Annotated in this window: 22 protein-coding genes; 8 read left to right on the forward strand and 14 right to left on the reverse strand. The window is 64.7% G+C overall.

The features are described 5' to 3' along the window. Positions 1-88 precede the first annotated feature (88 nt). The 4 genes from E1809_RS11850 to E1809_RS11865 all read right to left on the reverse strand — a co-directional run bounded on the left by E1809_RS11850 (position 89) and on the right by E1809_RS11865 (position 5,775). The gene (locus E1809_RS11850; protein WP_133204433.1) at positions 89-352 is read right to left on the reverse strand and encodes a hypothetical protein; all 264 of its coding nucleotides are present in this window, start codon (positions 350-352) and stop codon (positions 89-91) included. 762 nt (positions 353-1,114) lie between these two features. After that, the gene (locus E1809_RS11855) at positions 1,115-3,157 is read right to left on the reverse strand and encodes a hypothetical protein (RefSeq protein ID WP_133204434.1); all 2,043 of its coding nucleotides are present in this window, start codon (positions 3,155-3,157) and stop codon (positions 1,115-1,117) included. Then, positions 3,147-4,028 (reverse strand): hypothetical protein, encoded by an 882-nt coding sequence (locus tag E1809_RS11860; protein WP_133204435.1) that lies wholly within the window; start codon positions 4,026-4,028, stop codon positions 3,147-3,149. Before E1809_RS11860 ends, E1809_RS11855 begins: the two co-directional genes overlap by 11 nt. 829 nt (positions 4,029-4,857) lie before the next feature. After that, positions 4,858-5,775 carry an NAD(P)H-binding protein gene (locus E1809_RS11865; RefSeq protein WP_133204436.1) on the reverse strand — a complete coding sequence of 306 codons (918 nt, stop codon included), beginning with the start codon at positions 5,773-5,775 and terminating at the stop codon, positions 4,858-4,860. 67 nt (positions 5,776-5,842) lie between these two features. Here E1809_RS11865 and E1809_RS11870 point away from each other — a divergent pair, with 67 nt between their 5' ends. Together E1809_RS11870 and E1809_RS11875 are read left to right on the forward strand one after the other, a co-directional pair. Further along, positions 5,843-6,175, forward strand: a complete 333-nt coding sequence (locus E1809_RS11870; protein ID WP_133204437.1) for a metalloregulator ArsR/SmtB family transcription factor — start codon at positions 5,843-5,845, stop codon at positions 6,173-6,175. Between the two features lie 176 nt (positions 6,176-6,351). Next, positions 6,352-6,903: a transglutaminase domain-containing protein gene (locus E1809_RS11875; protein WP_133204438.1), complete on the forward strand. Its 552-nt coding sequence runs from the start codon at positions 6,352-6,354 to the stop codon at positions 6,901-6,903. A 262-nt stretch (positions 6,904-7,165) separates the two neighbouring features. On the opposite strand, the gene E1809_RS11880 is transcribed toward E1809_RS11875, so the two are convergent. The 7 genes from E1809_RS11880 to E1809_RS11910 form a co-directional block, all read right to left on the reverse strand. Beyond that, positions 7,166-9,772, reverse strand: a complete 2,607-nt coding sequence (locus tag E1809_RS11880; protein WP_133204439.1) for a PEP/pyruvate-binding domain-containing protein — start codon at positions 9,770-9,772, stop codon at positions 7,166-7,168. 227 nt (positions 9,773-9,999) lie between these two features. Beyond that, a complete protein-coding gene (locus tag E1809_RS11885) occupies positions 10,000-11,157 on the reverse strand; it encodes a cysteine desulfurase family protein (RefSeq protein WP_133204440.1) in 1,158 nt (385 codons plus the stop codon). A 4-nt stretch (positions 11,158-11,161) separates the two neighbouring features. After that, positions 11,162-12,070, reverse strand: coding sequence for a carboxylating nicotinate-nucleotide diphosphorylase (nadC, locus tag E1809_RS11890; protein ID WP_133204441.1), 909 nt, complete (start codon positions 12,068-12,070; stop codon positions 11,162-11,164). After that, positions 12,063-13,829, reverse strand: a complete 1,767-nt coding sequence (gene nadB / locus E1809_RS11895; protein WP_133204442.1) for an L-aspartate oxidase — start codon at positions 13,827-13,829, stop codon at positions 12,063-12,065. The genes nadC and nadB overlap by 8 nt, the downstream gene beginning before the upstream one ends. 36 nt (positions 13,830-13,865) lie before the next feature. Beyond that, entirely contained in the window at positions 13,866-15,173 is a 1,308-nt protein-coding gene (gene nadA / locus E1809_RS11900) for a quinolinate synthase NadA (RefSeq protein WP_133204443.1), read from the reverse strand. Beyond that, the gene (locus E1809_RS11905; RefSeq protein WP_133204444.1) at positions 15,170-15,889 is read right to left on the reverse strand and encodes an NUDIX hydrolase; all 720 of its coding nucleotides are present in this window, start codon (positions 15,887-15,889) and stop codon (positions 15,170-15,172) included. Before E1809_RS11905 ends, nadA begins: the two co-directional genes overlap by 4 nt. Positions 15,890-16,041: 152 nt before the next feature. Next, a complete protein-coding gene (locus tag E1809_RS11910; RefSeq protein WP_235835557.1) occupies positions 16,042-16,524 on the reverse strand; it encodes an Lrp/AsnC family transcriptional regulator in 483 nt (160 codons plus the stop codon). Positions 16,525-16,697: 173 nt separating this feature from the next. On the opposite strand from E1809_RS11910, the gene E1809_RS11915 reads away from it, so the two are divergent. From E1809_RS11915 to E1809_RS11935, 5 genes are all read left to right on the forward strand, one after another. Continuing rightward, the gene (locus tag E1809_RS11915; RefSeq protein ID WP_133204445.1) at positions 16,698-18,104 is read left to right on the forward strand and encodes an amino acid permease; all 1,407 of its coding nucleotides are present in this window, start codon (positions 16,698-16,700) and stop codon (positions 18,102-18,104) included. Positions 18,105-18,330: 226 nt separating this feature from the next. Continuing rightward, a complete protein-coding gene (locus E1809_RS11920; RefSeq protein WP_235835561.1) occupies positions 18,331-19,287 on the forward strand; it encodes a thiamine pyrophosphate-dependent enzyme in 957 nt (318 codons plus the stop codon). Next, the gene (locus E1809_RS11925; RefSeq protein WP_133204447.1) at positions 19,280-20,311 is read left to right on the forward strand and encodes an alpha-ketoacid dehydrogenase subunit beta; all 1,032 of its coding nucleotides are present in this window, start codon (positions 19,280-19,282) and stop codon (positions 20,309-20,311) included. Before E1809_RS11920 ends, E1809_RS11925 begins: the two co-directional genes overlap by 8 nt. Next, complete coding sequence (locus tag E1809_RS11930; protein WP_133204448.1) at positions 20,304-20,633, forward strand: biotin/lipoyl-containing protein; 330 nt, start codon at positions 20,304-20,306, stop codon at positions 20,631-20,633. Before E1809_RS11925 ends, E1809_RS11930 begins: the two co-directional genes overlap by 8 nt. A gap of 4 nt (positions 20,634-20,637) precedes the next feature. Beyond that, positions 20,638-21,468, forward strand: a complete 831-nt coding sequence (locus tag E1809_RS11935; RefSeq protein WP_133204449.1) for an alpha/beta fold hydrolase — start codon at positions 20,638-20,640, stop codon at positions 21,466-21,468. 28 nt (positions 21,469-21,496) lie between these two features. Here E1809_RS11935 and E1809_RS11940 read toward each other — a convergent pair whose 3' ends face one another. Further along, a complete protein-coding gene (locus E1809_RS11940; protein ID WP_133204450.1) occupies positions 21,497-21,910 on the reverse strand; it encodes a MarR family transcriptional regulator in 414 nt (137 codons plus the stop codon). 81 nt (positions 21,911-21,991) lie between these two features. Between E1809_RS11940 and E1809_RS11945 the strand changes: the two genes are divergently transcribed. Then, positions 21,992-22,651 (forward strand): phosphoribosyltransferase, encoded by a 660-nt coding sequence (locus tag E1809_RS11945; protein WP_205754166.1) that lies wholly within the window; start codon positions 21,992-21,994, stop codon positions 22,649-22,651. A 43-nt stretch (positions 22,652-22,694) separates the two neighbouring features. Here the strand turns inward: E1809_RS11945 and hpaB are convergent, their stop codons facing one another. Together hpaB and E1809_RS11955 are read right to left on the reverse strand one after the other, a co-directional pair. Beyond that, complete coding sequence (hpaB, locus tag E1809_RS11950; RefSeq protein ID WP_133204452.1) at positions 22,695-24,149, reverse strand: 4-hydroxyphenylacetate 3-monooxygenase, oxygenase component; 1,455 nt, start codon at positions 24,147-24,149, stop codon at positions 22,695-22,697. A 69-nt stretch (positions 24,150-24,218) separates the two neighbouring features. Then, the gene (locus E1809_RS11955; protein ID WP_133204453.1) at positions 24,219-24,755 is read right to left on the reverse strand and encodes a flavin reductase family protein; all 537 of its coding nucleotides are present in this window, start codon (positions 24,753-24,755) and stop codon (positions 24,219-24,221) included. Between the last annotated feature and the right edge of the window lie 68 nt (positions 24,756-24,823).

Consider the following 24,823-nt stretch of genomic DNA (forward strand, 5'->3'; position numbering starts at 1 on the left):
CCGCTGAAGGATCGTCCATCGCGACACGCGGTAATGTCGTTCACGGCCGCTATGTGGTTTTCGTGTACCGGCGCTTTTCGCGAAAAAACTACGCTTCGACGAGGATCACCAAGGTCTCGGGCAGCACGCCGTCGTACTCCATCGCTTCGGCCCCGGCCTCGGACTGCATCAGGGCCATAACGGCATCCATGTCGGGAACGTCCATCAGCACCGCCACCTGCGTTGGGTTCTGTGGGTTGACGAACGTCCGGATGTTGGTGACGCCGAGGGGGCCGAAGACCTCTTCGCGTTTCGGTGAAGCAAGCCAATGATCTTTGTCTTTCACATCGTGGTGGCCGATCACGGTTGGCATGGCGCGTCCTCTCGACGAGGGGCCAGCGGTCCGCAGGCCCACTGCGCATAACGGTAGTAGCCGCTCCGCACTCGGACAAGACCTTCCGTGGCCGGATCTAGCTCTATCTGCCAGGTGCCCGCAAGACGGGGCCGCCCTTACCGATTTTCTCCTTCCAATAGGAAGGCTCCAAAGACGTATCGAAGGAGCTTCGCATAAGCCAGGTACGCGGAGAGCACTTCTAGGACTTCTGTCCCGGCGGACCCCGGCTTCTCGACTCTTCAACGCATTTGATCCGTGAGGACGTCTAGCCGCACATCGCGGACGTTCCTCTGAGTGCTGCGGACCAGACTGCCTGGTTGGCATCGATGTAGCGCAAGACCGTCTTCCAATGCATGCCGTGCCCGTCTTCGAACATGGAGGCCCCCGGCCTGCGGATCGCTGACCAGTTGCGTCGCGCCGCAGACCATATCGAATCTAGCGCGCGGAACGTCACAGCCAACACGCAGGACGGGTTACCCGACCACAATTAGGCGGCGAGCTCAATCCTCGTTGAAATCAACACCATGCACGGGAATATGTCCACGTCGGATCTCCTCAAAGCAGCCGCCGAGGCAGACCGCTACGCCCGCAACCACTCGGGGCAATGAGGAAGGGGTCATCTCGGTTGTGACCTTCAGAGGTTAGTTGCGCAAATCTTCAGAGTTGAATGGCACGGTGCTGGTTCATGAGTTCTCGCGACCGTCGATAAAAGGCGACTCCCATGGACTGATGCTCGAGGGGTCACACCACGATTGCTGGGAATGTCGGGTCGAGGATGGCGACCCGCACAGAGACGATGTCGGGCGCCCAGTGGTCGCCGTGGCCTTCGATCCTGATGACCGGTGAGCCGCCATACGCAGGCAGCGGGATGGTCACGGTCCGACTCAGCCAGACCTTGCCGCTGGCCGTGTGTTTCGTCGGCGGCAGCCACACGACACGGGATCCGGACCGCCGCGTACCTTCGTCGGAGGAAGCCATAAGGTCCGCCCACCCCACAGCTAGCTCCCGGCCACGGACGTCCCTCGGACCTGATGCCTCTTCCGGCACCAGACAACGTACCTGGACGGCGAACGCCGGCTTGGGGGCAGTACCCGCCGGTTCGCCCACGGGAATCACGTCTTCGGGCAGCCGCAGCTCTAAGCCCTGTCCTCGACGGACGTTGCAGACGGCACTGCTGTCCGCGTTGAGAAACCCTGGGGTGATCTCCGCGGCGTCGAGCGGCTGAAAGTCGCCCCACCGCCGGACTTGAGCACCGCCGTAGAGCGTCGGTTTGAGGTCCTCGCCGGGCCACACGCCGAGTGCCCGCAGCACATCGCCGCTGTCCCAATCCTTGGCGCAGGGGACAATGAATAGCTCGAGATTCTCCAGCGCTGACCAGGCTGTCTTGGCCACTGTTGACGCGAGCTGGGCGACTTGGTCGAGCCCAACGCCGTATTTGTCCCCATAGAGCTTGCCTGGGAGCTCGGCAGCGTAGCGGGCACATGCCGCCTCAGCATTCCCCTTGGCGTTGGAATTTTTTTTGCTCGGGATCTCCTTGCCCAGTTCCTCGCCCGGGCGGGCCGAGTCGGTGTAGTAGTAGTACTCGACATGCCACTCTGGCGGGGATTGGAATCCGTCACGGCTGTAGCTCTGCCCCCAGTACCCGTGCTCTTGGATCTTCGAGATGACGTGGCTGGCCAACTCCTCAGCGTCGGCGCGCAGGGTGTCAGCCAAATCCCGGAGGGAGCTCAGGAATCCAAGCAGCCGGTTAGGTAGCTCGGGCCACGACGGGCTGTCCGAGAGATTCTTCAAGACAACCCCTGAGTTGTCCGCTGGCAGGTGCTGGTACGCCCAGCCGTCAAGAACGATCCCTTGACGGAACAGCAGCAACTGGAACTGGTTGGCGAATGCCCAAGCAAAGGCTCCTCGCCTGCGGAACGTGGAGTCGCCGAGGACAGCCAGCTTGGTGAAAGAGGATGAGGTGAGAATCGCGTTCACTGTGCCCCGGAATTGGGACATCCTGGCGATGTCGCCGTCGTCCTTCGCTTGGGCAGACTTGATCAGGTACTCGGCATACAGCTCACGGATCATCGTCTCGTACTCTTCGACCCTCTCCGAGATGTAGGCGCGGGCCGCAATGAGGATCGCATCGGCCGCGGGCAGCGGAGGCGGGGGCGGCTTCTTCCCCTCGCCGCCGCCATGGATATTGTCGCGGATGACGTGAACCACACCGGCAACAAGCGGTCCCCACCCCGGAATCAGAAATGAGGCATACTCGCCGAGCGTGAAGACGGCATCCATCGGCCCACCGCTGAGGGCCCGGAACCCGGTGATCGGCTGCACCTTGGGCCAAACGGACAGGTGCCGCACCTCACCGGTCGCGGGGTCGATCACGACGTCACGTCGAACGAAACACCAGGCTTCGCCGGCGTCTGTGGTTGCGGCGAAGGCAAGGGAGCCTGCGGGAAATCCGTGCCAGCTCTCTGCCAGGACAGTGACCTGGTCCTTGCCCGGGATCAGGCGCGGAAGCTGCCCGACGAGAAGCGCCGGACCGTCGAAGAGGCTACTGACGAGATCCGCGTAATCAGCGGCCCGCTCGCGCAGGTCGTCAGCCGCTGGCTGTCCCAACGCTGCCAGTGCCTCCTCAGCGTCAACGAGTACGGGCCAGTCCGTGTGCAAGACGACGCCGTCTGCGGCGGACACAGCCGCTGCGTCGTCGGACCTGCCCCCGGCCAGCTCCGCCAATCCTGGCGCAGCAAGCGCGTAGATCGGGCCCGCGGGAGGTCGGGCGGGGTCAGGCAGCACCTGTGGTCTCCGGCTCTGCTCGCAGTGTCAAGGCGAGTTGTGCAATGACGAGCTTCTGACTGCGGGTGAGCGAGACGGTGTCGCCGGTGATGCCGACAGCCTGCAGCGGGATCTGGGCGAGGGCATCGAAAACGGTGTTCTCCTTGCCGTCTGCGCTCCTGAGCTGGTCCTGTCTCTCGCTCACCGCGCGTGCCAGGCCAATCAGCTGGCCGTCCCGAAGAACGGAACCCGGGTTTTTGGGCTCGTGCAGGATCGTCGCGAGCTCGTTGGCAACCGCATGCTGCATCGGGGCATGGATGCCTTTGATCTGTACCACCCGCGAAACGTGGGCGAAGAACTCCGAGTCCGGCATCCCACGCCAGGTTTCGTCCACATTCGCTGCGGCGATCGCGGCTGGCATCAGTGGGCTGTCCGGTTTGATCTGGTCCTTCTTGCGGAGCATGAGCCATCCGGTGAGGCCACCGATCAGCCCCGCAGCTCCCAGGATGATGGCTGCCCCGATCGCGCGAACGTACATGAGTTTCTCTCTGCTCCACCGCGTGCGACTCCACTCGGAAGGCGAGGTGTTAATCCGAGCATCCGCGGAGCTGGGCTCGGCAACCGCCACTGTGGTCGCCTCAGCCCTCGCGGCAGCTCGCTGGCCAAGATCACCCATCTCAACCTCGAAGGCTGCGTCGCCGACAGCGTCAATGCTCGACCTGAGCTGTCCGATCCGCTGAACAGTCTCCGCCCCCGAAGGTGAGGCAACCAGCTCGTGCTCGAGTCGGTCCTCCTGATCGGATCGCTCCTCGTCGCTCAGCTCGCGCTCTCGAGCCTGATCTTCGTGGCCCTCGGCATCAGTATCAGGGTTTTCAGGTTCTTCGACAGACATGCGCACATCCAATCAGAGGAGGGAATCAAAGCCGGGAACCGCTGCGTCAATCTATTCACCACAGCTAAGCCCGGTCTGACCGCTCATTTCGAGCGAGTTCTCGGGAAAATTGAGCGCGGTTGGTCGGTTGAGCCAGTTGGCGCGTCGATGCCATTGAACAGCGCACAGAATCCAACCGGGCGACAGTATTGGGCCCAGACCGGGCGTGGCGGCAATCACGGATCTAGATTTTCAGGAGTCCCGAAATTACTAGAATGACGAGTGCCACGACGAATATCGGCAGTAGAAACAAGAGCGCTAGCCGCAACCACGGCCATCGTCACGAAAATCGTCAGTACACTGAAAAATCGATTTCTGCAGAGATCAACCAATTTAGCGTTCAATGCGAAGCCCCCAATTAAACAAATTCTTCAACGACCCATGGAGTTTGGTGTCACGTGGGAGAACGGGTTGATCCTCGCCAATGCTCACGTGGTGATCATTTGCGAGGTTTCCAAGCTTGTCAAGGGTTTTGAGCGCATCGGCGTGGCATTTCGGTGAAAAGCAAACTTAGTATTGCCCCCAGCAAATGCCTACCAGGGGCGGCCTGTGAATTCGTGAAATATCCGACGCCAGGGCTGCCGTCATCGCGTTGCTCGTCCTAAGATGTCCGAGCGACGCGATGACCAAGTGAATCAGAAACGTGCCAACGCTTGCCGTAAGCGCGTACGCGGCAAGCGTTACACCAGTCCCGCGAGATCGCGCGGAGAAGTGGACCTGTGGCACGGCGTCTTGCGAACGATCGTTTGCGAACATTCGAATTCTGATGCTCACGGCGCGGGCTCGCTAGCTATTTGTTTTTGCGGAGGCGTTTCTCGGCCCACCATTTCGTGATTCGGAGGTCGCTGAGGTCGAATCGACCCTCGGGCAGCGCGGCGCGGATGCGTTCGTCGTCGAACGGGAGGGTCGGTCGGATACCTTCGGGGAGTTCGGGTGCGAATGGCGCGGACTCGCTGACGCCTTCTGCAAGCATCTGCGCTTGTGCTTTCGCGACAAGCGGCACGACCATGATCCACTCCGTGAGCTGCGCGAGTACGCGGATAGCCCAGACCGGGGCGCGCACGAAGAGCGGCCGCCGCCCGGCAACACGGGCGATCCGGCGAACAGCCATAGCGAACTCGAGTTCCTCGGCTCCCAGGACGGCGACGGTCGGTTCGGAAACCCGCCCCTCCAGGGCCGCGAGCAGTACGTTGACGGCTTCGTCGACGGGTATTGGCCGGACAGTCCGGTCACGAAGCCCCACAGTCAAGAAAACCGGCCAGGTGCGCACGGCTCTGGTGGCGTGGTCCACCATGTGGTCGCCCAGGCCGTAAATCATCCCCGCTTTGAGGATCGTGTGGTCGATTCCGGACTGCCGCAGGAGTTCCTCGGCAGCCCATTTCGTTTCGTGGTACGCCGAGCCACAGTCCGATCGTGCCCGAAGGAAGCTCAGCATGACGATCCTTTGCACACCTGCCCGGCGGGCAGCCTCGATGACATTGCGGGTGCCGTCTACGTGCACGTGCGCGAAGGTCTGGTCGCCGATCTCGCGATTGATCCCCGCGCAATGAGCGACAACATCGCAGCCAGCAAATGCTGCCGTCAATGCCCCCACGTCGTCGATCGGCACACCCGTGCGGCGGGACACGATGACGGTGTCCGCGGGGTCGAGCCGCTCGGCGAGGTGATGTCCGACGAACCCGGTACCGCCGGTGATAGCCACACGCATGATGTTGCTCCTTCGCTTATTAGCAATGAAGCTAAACTTCATATAGCAATTATGCTATATTGCAAAAATGACAGATACGGCATCAGACGTCTTCGCCGCTCTCGCGCACCCGACGAGGAGGCAGATCCTGCAGGACCTCAAGGACGGCGAGCTAGCCGCCGGTGAGATCGCCGCGCGGTTCCAAGCCACGGGCCCGACCATCTCCCGGCACCTGGGCGTGCTGCGCCAGGCGGGCCTGGTCACTGAGCGGCGGGACGCCAATCGCATCCTCTACTCGCTGGCAGGTGAACGGCTTGCCCTCTCGGTCGGTGACTTCCTCTCTACCGTCTGCCCCGAGCAGATTGTGCTACGCCAGGTCCGGAAGCGCAGCACCGGCCAGCCAGCGGAGACGCAGGCTTGACCCCCATCACTGCGATCCTCACCCCCTGGTACAGGCGTGCACCTGCCCGGGTTGGAGGGGGCGCGGCACAGCCAGGCTCCGTTGCCGCAACAGGCATTCTCGATTGTGAATCATCGGCGATTGCGCGTCTCGTGGTTCACTCGCAAGACCTGGCGCAGTCCCGTAGGCAGGTTGCCGTGCTCCAGGCTGCTCACTCGATCATCCGCGATGAGGTGCGCGCCGTTTATGCGCTGGAGGAGAGCACTCCAGCCTCGAGAACACTCGCGCGCGGCTTCGGGTCATGCAGCCAACGCCTCGCAATTCTCGAAAGTGTAGCGCGGGCCATCGGAGTTGCCACAAGAGTGCGCGCCCTACTCATCGATCGATCCTTCTGGTATCCGCGCTTTCCCCACATCGGCTTTGCGCTTCCGGATCCGATACTGCTCGCATGGCCGGAATTCAGCCTTGAAAAGTGGCAGTCCGCGTCCGAGCTCTTCGGTACGATCGGATGCCGGGGAGGCGGATCATTCACAAACCGCGGCCCGGAAACGCTGTTCGAAGCCGCCGGGCGTTGCGCCGTCGACTGGGATGGCCGAGCCGACGACAATGCGTATAACCTCTCACGGTTCGTCCGAGCCGACTACGGGTACTTCGCGAACCGGGACGACGCCTTCAGGGAACTCGGACAAACCCTGTGCGCACCGACTCGCAGAATCGCGGACCCCGTTCTCCGCCACATCACCGCGTAACTACATCACAGTTAAGGCCATCTGGCCGACTCACGGGTTGCCGCGGTGACATTTAGCTCTGCGAAAATGCCGCCACTTATCGCTGCGATTCACAGCTAAGCCCGATAGTTCGGCGTGAGTCATGTCCCGCAGCCGTGGGTCCCACGCGCCGTTGGAGATCACCTTGCCGTTGGAGATCACCCTTCGCTGCCAACCGCGGAGGCGGCCTCGTGGGTGAGTCCGGTGTTTCGCTCCGTAATGGTTCAGATCCCGGCGCGAAGAGTTAGACGGTCAAGGTCACTGTGCCGGTGTCTCCGTCCACGCTCACCAGCTGCCCGCTGACGATCCGTTGCGTGCCGTTGCCCGTACCCATGACCGCGGGGATGCCGTACTCCCGCGCGACGATGGAACCGTGGGCTGCCACTCCGCCGATGTCCGTGACCAAACCCTTCGCCTGGGCGAAGAGAGGCGTCCAGGCGGGAACGGTCGTAGGGCAGACGAGGATAGTGTCGGGCACCATCTTGTCGAAGTCGCCGGGAGAGAGGATCACGCTTGCCGGGGCCGTGACCCGGCCAGGGCTCACGGGGAAGCCCTTCAAGGTCGGCCCCGTATCGACGTTCCTCTTCTGGGTCTCAAAGCCGGACAGATCGATGGGACCCATTTTCCACCTAGCGGCGAGGGGCACGGCCGCGGGCGGATGCAGCCGCTTTCGGGCCTCCCGCAGCTCGTGGCGCTCCGCGGCCAGCCGGGCGAGGTCCTGGCGGGCCTGTCCTGCCCTTCGAGCCTGGCTGGCTGCCAGCAGCTCGCTCGTTCGAAGGTAGAACACATCAACTGGGGCATGGAGGGAACCGGCCTCGGCCAGCCGCCGGCCCAGTTCCAGCGCGAGCGGGCGGAGGGCTGGCCAGGCGGAACCGATGTAGAAGAGGGTCTCTTCCCGGTAGGGGGCGAAGCCCTGCGCCCAGCGCACGACCTTCAGGAAGAGGCGCCGCCGCAGCGGGTCCAGGGAGCGAGCCATCTGCTCCACCAGATTTTCGCGGTCGCGGGCCATCTCCGCCTGGCGCGTGCTCACTTCCACCCCCGGCTGCTGCACGTTGGCCTTCAGGCTGAGCAGGACCGGTATCGGGTCCTCGGCCTGGGTCGAATCCGCGAAGTCCAGGTTGTAGACCTGGTGGCCGTAGCGATCTAGGTAGCGCTGGAGGCGCCCCGCCACGACGCTGCATCTGGAGCCGGTGTTCAGGGCATCGAGCAGCCCCTGGGCAGGGGTAGATCGGGCCAGCTGGCGCAGATCGTCGGAGGCGCGGACCTGCCCGGCTATTGCCTGCAGCTCCGCCTCGGCTTCGAGGGCTTTCGACGGGAAACCCCGCAGGAAGAGCGCGCTGCTCAGGCCACTTCCCGGCATGGCCATGGCAAGGAAGCGGCCGAGGGCAATGTCGCTGTTCTTCGCGGCGGCCAGGACGAGGGTGGTGCTGCCCCAGTAGATGGCCTCCGATCGAGTGAGTTCGCGGATCCCATCGAGAAGCTGTTCGTCGGTCGCAGAGGCCAGGTCCAGCTCCTTCCACCGCTCCACGGTCTTCAGGTGTCCGGGCAGGACTTCATCCCGCCAGTACGGGATCGCTTTGACAAAGGTCGCGCGCATCGTCTTGCCGCCGAGAAGGGCGGTCAGAAGTTTCAGCAGGCCCCTCCAGTTGATCGTGAAGCTGGCGCACAGGTAGGCGTAGCCGTTCACCGTGGCGTACGAGGGGACTCCGGTGTCGGCGACGACACCGCGATATCCCAACATCTCCATGTCCTTGGCCATGGCGAGCTCCATTCCTTCGCTGAGGTACAGCTCCTCGAAGAGCGGGGAAAGGGGCTCGGGCATGTTCTCGGCCACTTGGCGGCGAATCCACTTCGTGCCCGGTATGGGAGGCTCCCAGCGCACGTCCTTCAGCGGGGCAGGCGGCAGGCCCGTCATCGGCCGGGCCTGGAGGAGCCAGCAGCGCCCCTCGGCAAACGCCCACTCAAGGTCCTGGGGCACGCCCCCGGACTCCCTCTCCACCCGAAGGGCCAGTTCCCCCAGATCCCGTACTTCCAGCTCCGAGAGCGCCAGCCGCCCGCGACGATCCGGCGGAACGGACTCGGTGGCCGTGCCCTTCTTCGCCGCCACGACGGCCACCTCCTTCACCCCGAGCGTCGCCTTTTTCACAGCTAGGTTCGCTTTGTCCACCACGAAGACATCCGGCATCACCAGGCCCGACACCACCGCTTCCCCGAGGCCATAGCTGGCGTTGACGACCATCTCCCCCCGCTCCCCCGTTGTCGGATCGGCTGTCAACAGCACCCCCGAAACCTCCGAAGCCACCATGGCCTGGACCACCACGCCCATCGACAGTGATCGCTGGTCGACCCTCATCATGAGCCGGTAGGCGATCGCACGATCTGTCCAGAGGGAAGCCCAGCAGCGCGCCACGGCTTCCAGCAGCTCATCCTGGCCGCGCACATTGAGATAGCTCTCCTGCTGGCCCGCGAAGGACATCCCGGGCAGGTCCTCCGCGGGGGCGGAAGAGCGCACCGCGACCGCCCCACCTTCGGGCAACTGTGCATACGCGTGGGCGATGGCATTGGCGATCCCGGGCGACATCGGAGCATTGGCGAACAGATCGGATATGGCGCTCGACGCCGCCATGAGCGAGGAGGGCTGAAACGGATCCACCGCGCCTAGCATCCCCAGGATCGTAGGTCCGAGGTCGTGGTCAGCGACGAAGCGTCTGTACGCCTCGCAGGTGACATGGAAGCCGTCCGGCACGGGCAAGCCCCGGCTGGCGAGGCGAGCCAGCGAGGCACCCTTGCCGCCGACAGTCTCCAAGATCGCGCGAGGGTCAGCCAGGGTGAGCGTGTATTCCAGTGTCATTGCGCCGCCTCCTGCCAGTCGAGGCCGCTCCGATGCGGTCCATCTGGACCGGAGTCGGGTCTCGATCTCATAGGATCAATTCAACCTAGCCAACCGGTTCACCCTCAAGGGCGGGCGGGGAATTCCGCGGGGCACGAATGGGCCCTTTGTGTGGGGTCACGTTCCTCGACGGGAGACTGGGATAAGGCCCCCATTGTCGTTGTAATTCGAACCCAGCGCTCGCGCACTCAGCGCTTCCCGAGCCCCTGCACGCTCCCGACGGCGGCAGCCACGGCGTCGACGGCTTGCTCGAGTTCGGCCGCGGTCACCGTGGAATCGAAGCTGAAGCGGACCGCGGTCTGCGCCACTTCCGCCTCGATGCCGAGCGCCGTCAGCACTGGCGACGGGGCATCGGATCCCGCGGCGCACGCCGATCCGCTCGAACAGACCACGCCGAGCCGCTCGAGCTCAAGCAACACCGATTCCCCGCTGGTGCCCGGGAAGCAGAATGACGCAACTGAGGGCAGTCGCTGCGAAGGATGTCCCGTGAGCAGGGCTCCGGGAACGGTTTCGAGGATCGTGCGGATGAAGGCATCCCGAAGCTGCGAGACCCGGTCGGCGCGCTCGGACTGCTCGGAAGTCGCAAGGGCCAGGGCAGTAGCCAACGCCACGGCGCCTGCCACGTTTTCCGTTCCGGACCGCCGTCCCCGTTCCTGGCCGCCGCCGTGGACCAGCGGTTCGAGCCGCAACCTCCCCTTGGCGTAGAGGACACCGCTGCCCTTCGGGGCGCCGAGCTTATGGCCGGAGATACTCAAGGCATCCACGCCCAATTCTTTGGCGTCGATCGGCAGCCACCCGGCGGCCTGGACGGCATCGGTATGGAAAGGCACACCATATTCGGCGCAGATCTCCGAGAGTTGCCGCACTGGTTGAACCGTGCCGATCTCGTTGTTCGCGTACATGATGCTTGCGAGGGCCGTTTCGGGTCGCAGCACGGACCGGAGGGCTTCCGGCGTCACCGTCCCGTAGCGGTCAACCGGCACGACGTCCACGACGAACCCATGGACCCGCTCCAGGTAGTGGGCGGATTCCTCGACTGCCGGATGCTCGATAGCGCTGATGGCAATCCGGTTGAGCGCGGCATCCCGCGCGCGCCTCGCCAGCGCGATTCCCTTCACGGCGAGGTTGTCGGCCTCCGTGCCCCCGGACGTGAAGGTGATCTCCCCCGGCCTGCATCCGATCGCCTTCGCCACAGTCGCGCGGGCCGCGGAGAGTGCGTTGGCAGCGGATTCCCCGAGGGCGTGGTGGCTCGACGGGTTTCCGAATTCACCGGTCAAATACGGCCACATCGCTTCGAGGACTTCCTTGCGGACCGGAGTGGTCGCCGCCGCGTCGAGGAAAATCACGGGACTAGCCGACTCCCGTTGTCGCAGCAAGCGGCGATTCACTGGCCACGTCGAGGGTCACGTCAAGTCCGAGGTCCAACGCCGAGACGCTGTGCGTCAGCCCACCGATGGAGATCACATCGACGCCGGCAGCCGCGATGTCCGCCACGGTGTTGACGTTGACGTTGCCGCTCGCTTCGACCACGGCGCGTCCGGCCACCTGCCGCACTCCGGCACGGAGTTCCTCAAGGGAGAAGTTGTCCAGCATGATGGTGCCGACGCCTGCCGCGAGCACCGGTTCAATCTGCTCAGCGCTGTCCACTTCCACTTCGAAGTGCGTCGTGTGTCCGAGCTGGGCTTTCGCGGCAATCAGCAAGGCAGTGAGTTTCGCGGAATCGCCACCCGTCATGACAGCCAGGTGGTTGTCCTTCGCCAGGACGGCGTCGGACAAGCTGTAGCGGTGGTTGGCTCCCCCGCCGCACCGCACGGCGTAGCGTTCCAGGACGCGGAGCCCGGGGGTTGTCTTCCGGGTGTCCGTGATACGGGCCTTGGTGCCGTCGACGAGCTTGACGAATTCCGCAGTCTTGGTGGCGATGGCGCTCATTCGCTGCACGAGGTTCAGTCCCACGCGTTCGGCGAGGAGCACGGAGCGTGCGCGGCCGCTGACCCGGGCGAGGTGGGTACCGGCGTCGAACGCTTCACCGTCGGCGAGGAAGAGCTCAACCTCGGTGTCCGGATCGATGAGCAGCATCGCGTCGCGGAACACGGTTCCGCCGCTGAAGACGCCCGGAACCCGGGCGTTGAGCACCGCGGTGGCTCGGGCGTCGGCGGGAATGAGCAGTTGCGAGGTGATATCGCCGTTCGGGGCGTCCTCCGCGAACGCCCGCTCGAGGATCTCCCGGACGGGTGCTGCGGGGAGGGTCAGGCTAGTCATTGACGAGGCTCGCTTTCCGGCGGATGGTGTATCGCTGTTGTGTGGATTCGGTGGTGGTCCCTGGTTCTTGCCCGGCATCGTTTCGGTGGTGCGCGCCAAGGGAGCCTCGCCGCGCTTGCGCGGCTTGAACTAGCAATTGCGCCGCGAGGAGCAGGTTGGCGTCTTCGTGCCGGTGCGGGTCCAGGGAGGCGGACACGCTTTCAGGGCGTACGACGTCGGCCCACGCGCCGAGTGCCCCCGCCGCCTCCCTGAGGAGCTCACCAGAGCGCAGGACGCCGGCGTTGGCAGTCATCAGCCGCCGAAGGGCAGCCCGCGAGAAGGGCTCAGGGACAAGTTCAGGCTGCCACGCGGTGAGCGCCTCAGCCGGCTCGCTGGCTCCCGAAAGCGCCGTTGTTGCGTGGAGGTCCATGCTGGCCGCCGGGCTTGCGAGGCGTTCGCCGGCGTGAGACCGGAGCGCAGGCGCCGAGGGAACTAGCGAGTCGGTCCTCCCACCGTTCGGCGGCGTCCCAAGGAATCGCTCAACAGCCCGCCGCCCAAAGACGAGCCCTTCGAGCAACGAGTTGCTCGCGAGGCGGTTGGCGCCCTGGACACCTGTGCACGCGACTTCACCAGCCGCGAGCAGGCCGGGCACGGAAGTGCGGCCGTGCAAGTCGGTGACCACGCCACCCATCCAGTAATGCGCCGCCGGGGCGACGGGAACGGGTTCGCGGGTCCAATCGATACCGGCTTCACGGGTTCTGGCGCTGATGGTCGGGAAGCGCTTCTCCAGGTAGCCCGGCCCCTTGGCGGTTTCGACCACGCGCGCGTCAAGGAAGACGTGGCCGCTGGGATCGCCCAGGGACGCCAGGTGCAGGGCGATGCTGCGCGAGACCACGTCTCGGGGAGCGAGCTCAGCATCGGGGTGGTAGGCCGGCATGAACCGCTCGCCCGTCGCGTCCACCAGGATGGCGCCTTCACCGCGGACGGCTTCGGAGACCAGGAGAGGCTCAGGCTCGGTGTCACCCGCAGCGGCCAGCACCATGCTCGTGGGATGGAACTGGAAGAACTCCAGGTCCGCGAGCTCGGCTCCGGCCCGCCAGGCGAGTGCCAGTCCATCCGCGGTTGCCACCGAAGGGTTGGTTGTCTGGGAGAAAAGCCGCCCGGCTCCGCCAGTGGCAAGCAGCACCGCGTCTGCGTCGATGCTCTCCATCCGGCCGCCCCTGAGGAACTCGACGCCGGTAACCCGTCCCTCGGACTGGATCAGCGACGTCACCTGCGCGTGGCCTACGACCTTCAGTTTCCCGGCTTCCTGCGCGTCCAGTGCAGCGAGGATGAGCGCCTTCGCGATTCCCGCGCCGGTGGCGTCGCCGCCGGCGTGGAGGATCCGCGGAGCCGAGTGGGCGGCTTCGAGTCCCAAGGCGGGACCGCCGTCGGGACCCACATCGAAACGGACGCCAAAGCGCTCAAGCCCGAGAATGTCCTGCCGGGCTTCGCTGCACAGTACCCGCACGGCCTCGGGGTTGCAATGCCCACCGCCTGCCTTGAGGGTGTCTGCGATATGCGCCGCCACGGTGTCGCCCGGAGCGGGAGCATCGAGCACTGCCGAAATGCCGCCCTGCGCCAGGAAGGTGTTGCTGTCTGCGAGCGCGCCCTTGCTAAGGAGGATGACATCCTGCCCGGCTTCGGCCGCGAGCAGGGCCGAATAGAGTCCGGCGATGCCGCTGCCGACGACGACAAGTCGCCGCCGTGCCGAAGCACCGGGAAAGCGTTCTGCGGTCATGTGAAGCTCGATTCGGCTGGGTGGGTCGGGTGTGGACTAGAGGGGCTTGGCGGCCAGCATGCGTTCGAGGGCGATCTTGGCGTTGTCCTTGACGGACTCGTCCACCGTGATGCGGTTGGCGACGCGGCCTTCGACCAGTTCCTCAAGGACCCAGGCGAGGTAGCCGGGGTGGATGCGGTACATGGTGGAGCACGGGCAGATGACGGGGTCGAGGCAGAAGATGGTGTGCTGCGGGTTTTCGGCCGCAAGGCGGTTCACCATGTTGATCTCGGTGCCCACGGCGAAGGTGGTGGGCTCGGTGGCTGCTGCGATGGCCTTCTTGATGAAGTCCGTGGAGCCTGCGCCGTCTGCCGCGTCAACCACCTCCATGGGGCATTCGGGGTGCACGATGACGTTGACGCCCGGGAAATCGGCGCGCGCCTTCTCGATCTGGGCTACGTTGAAGCGCTTGTGGACCGAGCAGAATCCGTGCCAAAGGATCACGCGGGAATCCAGGAGCGTCTGTTCGTCGTTTCCGCCGAATTCCTTGCGGGGGTTCCACATAGGCATTTGCTCCAGCGGAACGCCGAGTGCCTTGGCGGTATTGCGTCCGAGGTGCTGGTCCGGGAAGAACAGGACCCGCTGGCCACGTTCGAAGGCCCATTCGAGGACCGTCTTGGCGTTCGAGGATGTGCAGACGATGCCTCCGTTGCGGCCGCAGAAGGCCTTCAACGCCGCAGAGGAGTTCATGTACGTGACCGGAATGACGGGGGCCCGGCCTTCGGAATCCGGAGCGGACCCGAAGAGCTCTTCGAGCTGTTCCCAGCATTCCTCCACGGAGTCTTCGTCGGCCATGTCGGCCATCGAGCAACCGGCGGCAAGGTTCGGCAGGATCACGGACTGCTCGCTGCTGGAAAGGATGTCCGCGGTCTCAGCCATGAAGTGCACGCCGCAGAAGATGATTGCCTCTGCGTTCGGCTTGGTCAGGGCCGCGTTGGCCAGCTGGAAGGAGTCACCCACGAAGTCGGCGTACTGGACCACTTCGTCGCGCTGGTAGAAGTGGCCCAGGATGACGGCACGGTCCCCCAGGGTCGCCTTGGCGGCACGGATTCGGGCGTCGAGCTCGGCGTCGCTCGCCAGCTTGTACTCTTCGGGGAGCTGGCCTTGACGGGGCGTAGCCTTCGGGGCGGCGTCGGAGCTCGATGCGCCGGGCCCGTAGGCGGGGATACCGGCTGCTGCTTCGGCGAGGTCGTATTCCCACGGGCCCTGGGCCAGCGCGGGGCTGCACGTGGCACCGGCGGCCGAACGGCCGTTCTCGGCTTCCTCCCGCGTGATCAGCTGGATCGCCGTGTTGACGCTGCTCATGGTGTACTCCTGTTGTCTGGCCCGAGTCCGGGCGTGCCGGTGAAGCGGTAGAGGCGTGGTGGGCGGTGTTTTCCGCCTTGGAGGTATTCACCGGTTTCCTCAATTTCCGGCGTTCCCTTGATTTGCCGGCGGAAATTCGCCGGATCCAGTTGGCGGTCCAGGACGGCCTCGTAGACCTCGCGGACTTGCGCCAACGTGAAGAACTCCCCGAGCAGGTGGTAGGCGATGGACCCGTAGGCCATCTTGTTGCGCAGCCGCCACAAGGCGTAGTCCACGATCGCGTTGTGGTCGAAGGCCAGCTCGGCGAGCCTGTCGGCGCGGAACCAGCGGACGTTCTCGGATTCGTCGGCCAGGGCGGCCTCGGTGGGTTGGACGAGAGCCCAGTACACGATCGACACGACACGTTGGGCGGGCGAGCGGTGGAGACCGCCGAAGGCGTAGAGCTGTTCCAGGTAGTGCGGGGTAAGTCCCGTGGTTTCGCGGAGGTTCCGCGAAGCGGCGTCCTGGAGGGATTCGTCGTGCTGCAGCGGGCCTCCGGGCAAGGCCCACAGGCCCTTGAACGGTTCGCGGATGCGCCGGACCAGCGGCAGCCACAGCGTGGGGCGGCCGGATCGTTCGCTCGGGCGGAGGGCGAAAATCACCGTGGAAATAGCCAACGACGGCGGCGCGAGCCTGCGCTCTGCCACGTTGGCCGAGTTTGCGTACACGCTATTCACCCCGCTCCATTGCCGTTGCCCGGTCTCCACTGCGCCCTCGCCGGGACAGCCCCTCGCAGGCGTCGTCGGGACCGCCGGAGTCCGGAAAATTAGTTAAAGTCAAAATGACTAGAACTAATGGTACGACCGCGCGGGGACGGTGTCCAAATATTTCAGCCCGCGCTCTCCTTCGCGGCCGCTTCAAGGAGCGGCAAGGTGCGGCCTTGGAAGTGGGTGTTCAAGACGATCACCGACGACGATCGCAGCACCGCCCGGGTGGCGATGAGGGAATCGAGTACCCGCTGCAGGTCCGAATTCGACTTCCCCACTACCCGCACCATGAGGTCCGAATTTCCGGACACAGTATGGACTTCAATGAGCTCCGGAATGGCGGCCAAGGCCTCGACGACCGCGTCATGGCCAAGGTCCTGGTTGATGGTCAACGAGCAGAAGGCCACCACCGGGTAGCCAAAGCCCGCAGGATCGGGCTGCGGAACCCACGGAGCCACGACGCCGCGTTCGGCCATCCTGTCCAAGCGGGCCTGGACTGTGGCGCGCGCGATCTTCAAGACCCGGGATGCCTCAAGGATCGACGCCCGTGGAGCGTCCGTGAAAAATCGAACAATCTTGGCGTCAAGCTCGTCAACTATTGCCAATTTTTCCTCCATCCGCGCCAGCACTGCGCAAATCGATACCCGAGCGGCGGGAATGGTGCCACGCTGCATCCATGTTCTCACACGTGTCCTTCGCCACTTTCGCTGCGAAGCGGTAAATTCGATAGGTCCCATAAGGACCACGCGACAATCCGTCCACAAGAAGGTAAACACGAATGACAACGAAGTCCGCCGCTGTTCAACCCTCCATTTCTTCGCAGCAGCTCGGCCACTCGATGAAGCCCCGGCAACTCACCATGATGGGCCTGGGGAGCGCGATCGGCGCAGGCCTGTTCCTCGGCTCCGGCGCGGGCATCCACGCGGCCGGTCCCGCCGTCCTCATTTCCTACCTCGTGGCCGGAACTTTGATCATCCTGGTGATGTGGGCCTTGGGCGAAATGGCGGCCGCCAACCCGAACAGCGGTGCCTTTTCGGTCTATGCGGAAAAGGCTTTGGGGAAGACGGCGGGGTCCACGGTCGGCTGGTTGTGGTGGCTTCAGTTGGTGGTGGTGATCGCGGCCGAAGCACTCGGCGCCGCAGGCTTGCTGTTCTCAGTGTGGCCGGTCATTCCCGTCTGGGCGCTGGCCCTCGCCTTCATGGTGGCGTTCACTGCGATCAACCTTGCCGGCGTCCGGAACTTCGGCGAATTCGAATTCTGGTTCGCCATCCTGAAAGTCGCGGCGATTGTGGCTTTCCTCATCATCGGCGCGGCATTGCTGTTCGGCTGGCTTCCCGGCGTGGCCTCGCCCGGCCTCGGGAACATCACCGGGAGCTTCGCACCCTCGGGCTGGGGAGGAATCGCTTCGGCCCTCTTTGTGGTCATTTTCGCCTTCGGCGGCACTGAAATCGTGAGCGTCGCCGCTGCGGAGACTGCGGAGCCGGCCCGGAGCGTCGGGCGGGCCATCCGCACCGTGGTGTGGCGCATCCTCGTCTTCTACATCGGATCGGTCTTCGTTATCGCCGCGGTCCTGCCGTCGACATCCGCACAACTGAAGTCTCCGTTCGCCGGCGTCCTGGACCTCGCCGGAATCCCTGGTGCCGGCACGGCCATTACCCTCGTTGCCGTCGTCGCCCTGCTCTCGGCCCTCAACGCGAACCTCTATGGCGCGTCGCGGATGGTCTTTTCCTTGTCCGAGCGCGGCGAAGCCCCGGCATTCCTCTCGCGCCTGCGCGGCGCCCGGGTGCCGATGGCCGCCGTCGGGGTTTCAGTCGCATTCGGCTTCATCGCCACGATCCTCGAATTGCTTTTCCCGGACCACGTCCTCCCGGCACTGCTCAACCTGGTCGGCTCAACGTGCCTCGTGGTGTGGGGAACGGCGCTGGTCTCGCAATTGATCCTTCGACGCCGGGCCGACCGTGAAGGTACGCCGCTGCCGTTGCGCATGAAGGGGTTCCCGGCCCTGACGATCCTCGGACTGGCACTCCTTGCCCTCATTTTCGGCGTGGGGTTCTCGGACGCAGGCAGCGCGGGCCAGTTGCTCGGCACGTTCCTGCTGGTCGCCTGCATCGCAGTGGCATGCCGCCTGGGTGCCAAGGCCAAGGCTGCCCGCGCGCCGCAACCCGCTGAACTGCCGCTCAAGTAGGCGAGCCACGACTATGCAAACTGCCTATTGATCCAGAGATTCTACTGACAGTTCTTGGCAGTTTGCCCAGCATTGAATAGGCTGATTGCCTACTGATCGGCGAGTGACTACGGTCACGTCCATGGACATACTTCAACCCGGCCCGGTGACTGTGGGGACAGCGCCGTCGGCTTCGGAAACGACCCCCGGCCTGGCACCGGAGCAGCTCAGGGAGCTGTACTCCCTCATGGCCTCTGTCCGGTTCCTCGACACCTCCGCCGTCGCCTGGCAACGCCAAGGCATCATTCCCGGCTACGCCCCGGAACTCGGACAGGAAGCAGCCCAGGTGGGCAGCGCCTATGCGCTGGACCTGGACTGTGACTTCGCCTTTCCGACCTACCGGGAGATGGGCGTTGCCAGGACCATAGGCGTGGACATGGTCGCGTACATGTCCACGCACAAGGCGACGTGGCACGGCGGAATGTACGATCCACAGGAAAGCCGGCTGGCACCCATCCAGGCGGTGGTTGCCGGGTCCGTCCTCCATGCCGTCGGCTGGGCCCACGGCCAAACGCTCCAAGGAACCCCTGGGGTGGCGCTCAGCTATTTCGGCGACGGCGCTTCGTCGCAGGGCGATGTCCATGAAGCGATGAACTTCGCCGCAGTGATGAACGCCCCTGTTGTCTTCTTCATCCAGAACAACGGCTGGGCGATTTCCGTCCCCACCGAAAAGCAAGTAGCCGGCGGCTCGGTATCGGCCAGGGCTGCCGGCTACGGCATGCCGGCCATCCAAGTGGACGGCAACGACGTCGTCGCGGTTTACGAGGCGACCCGTCGCGCCTTGGACCACGCCCGCACGGGACATGGACCCATGGTTGTCGAAGCGATGACCTACCGCCGCGGCCCGCACTCCACCGCGGACGATCCGGGACGCTACCGCAGCCTCGACGACGAACGCATCGACGCCGGCAAAGACCCTTTGGAGCGGCTGCGGAAGCGCATGCTCGCCGATGGAATCGCCGACGACGACTTCTTCGCCGCCGCGCACGAAACCGCCCGGTCCGAAGAAGAAGCCATCCGGGCCGGAATCGAAGCCCTCGGCCCCCGGCCGGGAAGCGAAATGTTCGAGTTCGTCTTCCAGGAAACCACCCCGTCCCTTGAAACCCAGGCCAACCGCTGGCGAGAGGAGTCCGACCATGCTTGAGAGCACCACAGCCACCCTCGACGCCGCCGTCGAATATGCCGAAGTAGAGCACCTGTCCATGCAGCAAGCGCTCAACCGCGCGCTGGACGACGTCCTCACCGCCGACCCGAAAACCCTGGTCTTCGGTGAGGACTGCGGCCGCCTGGGCGGCGTATTCCGTATCACTGACGGGCTGCAGGCGAAGCACGGCGATGCCCGTGTGTTCGATACGCCCCTCGCCGAATCGGGCATTCTCGGCATGTCGGTCGGCTTGGCAATGGCCGGCTTCCACCCCATCCCGGAAGTCCAGTTCGACGGCTTTGCCTACCCGGCCATCAACCAAATCGTCTGCCAGATCGCGCGGATGAACTACCGCAGCCGCGGCAAGCTTCCCATGCCCGTGACCCTCCGCGTGCCCAGTTTCGGCGGCATCCGCGCTCCGGAACACCACGGCGAAAGCCTCGAGGCGTTGTTCGCCCACGTTCCCGGACTCAAGGTTGTTTCGCCATCCGACGCGCATGACGCTTACCACCTGCTCAAGTACGCGGCTTCCCGGCCGGACCCGGTGATCTTCATGGAACCCAAGTCCCGCTATTGGCAAAAGGGCCCAGTCGACATGCGCGACGGCGGTACCCTGAGCGGCGCGCGCATCGTCCGCCCGGGCCGCCACCTCACCTTGGTGGCGTGGGGCGCCATGGTTGCCCGCTGCCTGCAGGTGGCTGAGCTCGCCGCGGAGGACGGCATCGACGTCGAAGTCCTGGACCTGCGCTGGCTCAAGCCGATCGACGCCGAGGCCCTGGCGAGGTCCGTCGGGAAGACGCGCCGCGCCGTCGTCGTGCACGAAGCTCCGCTGACCTCCGGACTAGGCGCCGAAGTCGCCCAACTCATCACCCAACAGTGCTTCGACACCCTCAAGGCGCCGGTCGAGCGGGTCACCGGTTTCGACGTGCCCTATCCCTCCGGCGACCTGGAGGACGAATACATCCCGAACATTGACCGCATCCTCTTGGGGATCCAACGAGTACTGGAGTATCGACGTGGCTGAAATCAGCTTCCCCCTGCCCGACCTCGGCGAAGGCCTCATTGAAGCAACCGTCCTCGACTGGCTCGTCTCGCCGGGGGACCAAGTGGAGCGGAACCAGCCGCTCGTCGAGGTGGAAACGAGCAAGTCCGCACTCGAGTTGCCCAGCCCGCAGGCGGGTAAAGTGATCCGTATCCACGGTGCGCCGGGCGAAACGATCAACGTCGGCGAACCGCTGGTGGTGTTCGAGGTGCCGGACAACACGGCCGGCATCGTGGGCACGGTTCCAAAGGATGACGCACCCAAGCGCCGGGTCCGCCTGAGCGCCGTACTTGATGAGGACTGACACCATGAGCGGCAGGCACACAGGAGAGCACATTCACACGGTGGAAGGAACGGATCCCCACTTGCACGTGGAAGTCCACGAACCCGCCGAAGGTGCCGACGCCGGATTGCGCCCCGTCCTGCTGATTCACGGTTTCTCCTCGTCCAGCAAGCTCAACTGGGGTGACACCGGCTGGATTTCAACGCTCCAGGGCGCGGGCCGCCGAGTCATCAGCGTGGATCTTCCCGGACACGGCCGCAGCGCTTCGCCCGAGGACCTGGACTCGTACTCCCCCAGCCGGATCCGCGCGGATCTCCTGCAGATAGTGTTCGACGCCGGAGCCCGCCCAGTGCGTCCCGGCGATCCTTCCAGCGGACTCGACGTCATTGGCTACTCCCTGGGATCCCGGCTCGCCTGGGAGTTCGGGGCGACCCAGCCGGAACTCGTACACCGGCTGGTCCTTGGAGGTCCCAACAAGGAGGACCCTTTGGCGTCCTTCGACCTCCTCGCCGCGCAGCGCTACCTCGCGGACGGCACCCCCATCGAAGACGAATCCACCGCCGGCCTGCTCAAGATGGCGCAGCTCTTGCCCAGCAACGACCTTTTCGCATTGCTTTCCCTGATCGAAGCCATCAAGAGCGAACCGTTCGATCCCGCCGAAGCTGTCCCCCACATGCCGATGCTGCTGGTGGCGGGAGAGAAAGACGAACGGGCAACCACCATGCCTGAGCTGGCCGAACTGGCTGCTCGTGCCGGGGGCATGGTGGAACAACTGTTGGTGCCGGGACGGAACCACAGCAATGCGGTGACCAGCAGGGTCTTCAAGGACGCCGCGGTGGCGTTCCTCGGCGCCTAGGACGGATTCGCTTAGGGCGGGTTGGCGCTTAGCGCGCCAGCCGCTCGGCGTTGAGGGTCATGCGCTCCAGGACACTGAGGGCCATGGCGTACTCGTCGATGCCGATCCCCATCGAGAGGTCCTTGCGGGATTCTTCGACTATCCGCTGCGCCTCGAGGTACTTGGCGTGGCCCGATTCGCTGAGGGTGATGCGGTCGTCGATCATGATGATCAAGCCGTGGCCCACCAAAGCGGCCAATTCGTTTTCGCGGAGCCGCTTGTCGCTACCCCAGAGGGGGTTGAGGATGCCCTCCAACTGGCCGGGGCTGAGCGGGGACTCGGCAAGCACATTGAGTGTTTGCCATTGCCTGCGGCTGAGCCTCAGCCTCGCCAGGGTAGCGTCAAGATGCCCCTCCAGCGCGGCGTCCAGGCGTTTGATCCAGTAACCGATGGGCTTGTTCACACGGCAATCGTGGCAGTGGAGAGCGGTCCCGGCAAGAAAGGTAGGCTTGATTCAGCGCCGGATTACGTGGAAGTGAGACGAATGGGCATGCGTTTCAAGGACCGCACTGAAGCGGGCCGCCGGCTGGCTGCAGGTCTCCCCCAACTGCGGGAGCGGCCGAACACCATTCTGCTGGGCCTCGCGCGCGGGGGGATTCCCGTAGCTGCCGCGGCCGCCGTCGATCTCTGCCAGCCTTATGGCGCCGTCCTGGTTCGCAAGCTCGGCATGCCGGGGCGGGAGGAGACAGCGTTCGGCGCGCTCGCCTGGTCCAACGGCAGGGTAGTCCGGATCGTCAACCGGCCGCTTGCCGAACGGATGTTCCAGCACGGAATCACCCAGGAATCCCTCGACGCCGTGGAGGTGCGCGAGCGCGGAGAACTCCTCAGGCGCGCCAGGACCTATCCCGGCATCAACCTCAACCTCGAGGGCAAAACCGCCGTCCTTGTCGACGACGGCCTTGCAACCGGCGCTACGATGCGCGCCGCCGTCGAAGGTGTCCGGGCTGCCGGCGCGGCGACGGTCATCGCAGCGGTTCCCGTGTCTTCCTTGGAGGCGCAGGCATCCATCACCCGCGTCTGCGACCTCGTGATGTGCCTCCACACCCCCGGCCGGTTCAATGCCGTGGGCGCGTTTTACGAACATTTCGAGCAACTCACAGACGACGACGCCGTGCGCCTGCTCGAGCGGGCCGGACAGGCCTGACCGTCCCGGCTCGCTTAGCTGGTCCCATGCGCTAGTCCTTGCGCTAGTCCTTGCGCTCGAGGAATTCCCGGACCCGGGCGCGGGCGGGCTCGCGGTCATAGCTGTTGACCAGCGCGCCGGCCATCCGGACGGGATCGCCGAAGAAAAAGTATTCATACAGCGATTGACGCCCGGCGAACGAGGAAATGCTGGCATCGAAGGCAAGCTTGAAGAGCCGCACGCGCTCGGGCCCGGTCAGCGTCTTCGCTTGCAGGTACATCTCGATGTCCGGCAAAGCCTCACTGGCGACGTCCGCTTCCCCCGGAAGGGCCATGAGTCCCGACGCCGAGAACTTCCGGATGATTGCCGGGAAACGTTGGGCAACCTTGGGGTACCAATTGCGGGCGGCGTTCAGGGTGGGCCAGTGTGGGAGCAGCACCCCGTCCGGGCTCGGTGCCGCTTGGGCCTCGGCGGCGACGATGAGCGCCTTGCCGATCTCCACCGTTTCGATGAGCTCGGCAAGGTCCTCCTGGATGTGCTGGAAACCGTCGATGCCGATGGACGCGGCTATTTCCGAAGCAAGGCCCAGGAAGAACTCGCTCTTCGCGATGGTCCGGGTCACCACTTGGTGCGTCATGAGGGCGCCCGCGCCCGTTTCCGAATAGAAGGCGTTGCACAGCTCCGGGTGGCCGAGCATGAAGATGCGCTCGTTGGGAACGAAGACGTGGTCGAACACCACGACGGCGTCCATCTCCTCGTAGCGGCCGGCAAGGGGTTCATCGTGGGTGCTTCCGCCGTTGTACAGGGACGTCCGGCACAAGTAGCGCATGCCGGGTGCATCGTTCGGGAGGGCGAAGGCGTAGGAGTAGGGGGCGTCCTCGGGCGTGGCGCGAAGGAGGGTCGAGGGGAAGACCAGGAGCTCGTCGGCAATGGGGGCGATCGTGGCGAGCATGCGTGCGCCCTGGATGACGATTCCGTCCTCCCGCTCCTCAACCACCCTCGCGGACAACTGGCCGCCAAGCTGCTCGGATCCGGACACCGAACGGTTGGCCTGCGGAGGAATCAGGGTGTGGGTGGCCAGGAGGTCGTTCTCGCGGCAGTGCTCGTAATACCGCCGGATGTTCTCGCCGAACATCGGATCAGCCTGCGCAAACCACTTTTCCGCTGCCGCGAGCGCGGTGAGGGCTCCATTCATGTAGTCCCCCGTCCGTCCCAGGAATCCGTTGGAATACTCTGCCCACGTGCGGATGGCCGCGTGCCGGTGCTCGAGGTCTTCCTTGGTCCGCGGCACCAGGAACGAGGCGCTGACCCGGTCGCCCGTGGTCGGGGATTCGTAGGTGAGTGCGTCCGCATACTTCGGGTCATGCTGCATGTCGAAGAGCTGCGCATAGCTGCGCGCCACATTCTTGAAAGACGGGTGGTCCGCGATCTTTTCGGTGACCATCTCGCCGTCGATCAGGACGTGCGGGTTCATCGAATTGAGCTTGTCCAAGTACTGCTGTCCGGTCCGGATTCCCATGGTCGTCTCCAATGCTGGTCAGGCTGAATGCCCATCGCGGGGGATGGGCGCGGCGGGAGTGCCAAGCGGCTACAGAAGCTCCTCCATTCCCAGCTGGCTTTCCGGGATGGTGGTAAAGGAGCTGTTGGCGAAGGCGAGCGCATCGCCGTTCCGGTAGTTGAAGTCGACAACCTCGCCGACATAGAGGGTGTGGTCTCCGCCGTCGTAAGCGGCCCAGGGAGTGCATTCGAAATATGCCAGGACGTGTGAGAGCCGCGGTGCGGTGGCGCCTTCCACCCACACGGGATCGGGGCCCGGGCGGCCAGCGAAGTGGAGGGCGAGTTGCTTCTGCTCCGCGCCAAGGATGTTGACGCTGAACGGGCGCCCGGCGAGTTCGTCGTGGGCTTTGGTGGAGCGGGCGATGCTGACGAGCACAAGGGGAGGTTCCATGGACACCGAGGTGAAGGAGTTGACGGTGATGCCATGCCTCTTGGTGGCTCCATCGAACGTGACGATCGCGACGCCCGTAGCGAACCGGCCCAGGCTTCCGCGGAAATGGTGTTCCCGCGGCCGCGTGGTTCGGCCCACGGCGCCGGGTTCCGCGTTATGGCTGGACTTGGCAATCATCGTTGATCCCTGTTGAATGTTCTATAGTTGAACAGTAGATTCTCATATAGACCATAGTCTTCCGCGAA

The organism is Arthrobacter terricola (assembly GCF_004354015.1).
GTDB lineage: Bacteria > Actinomycetota > Actinomycetes > Actinomycetales > Micrococcaceae > Arthrobacter > Arthrobacter terricola.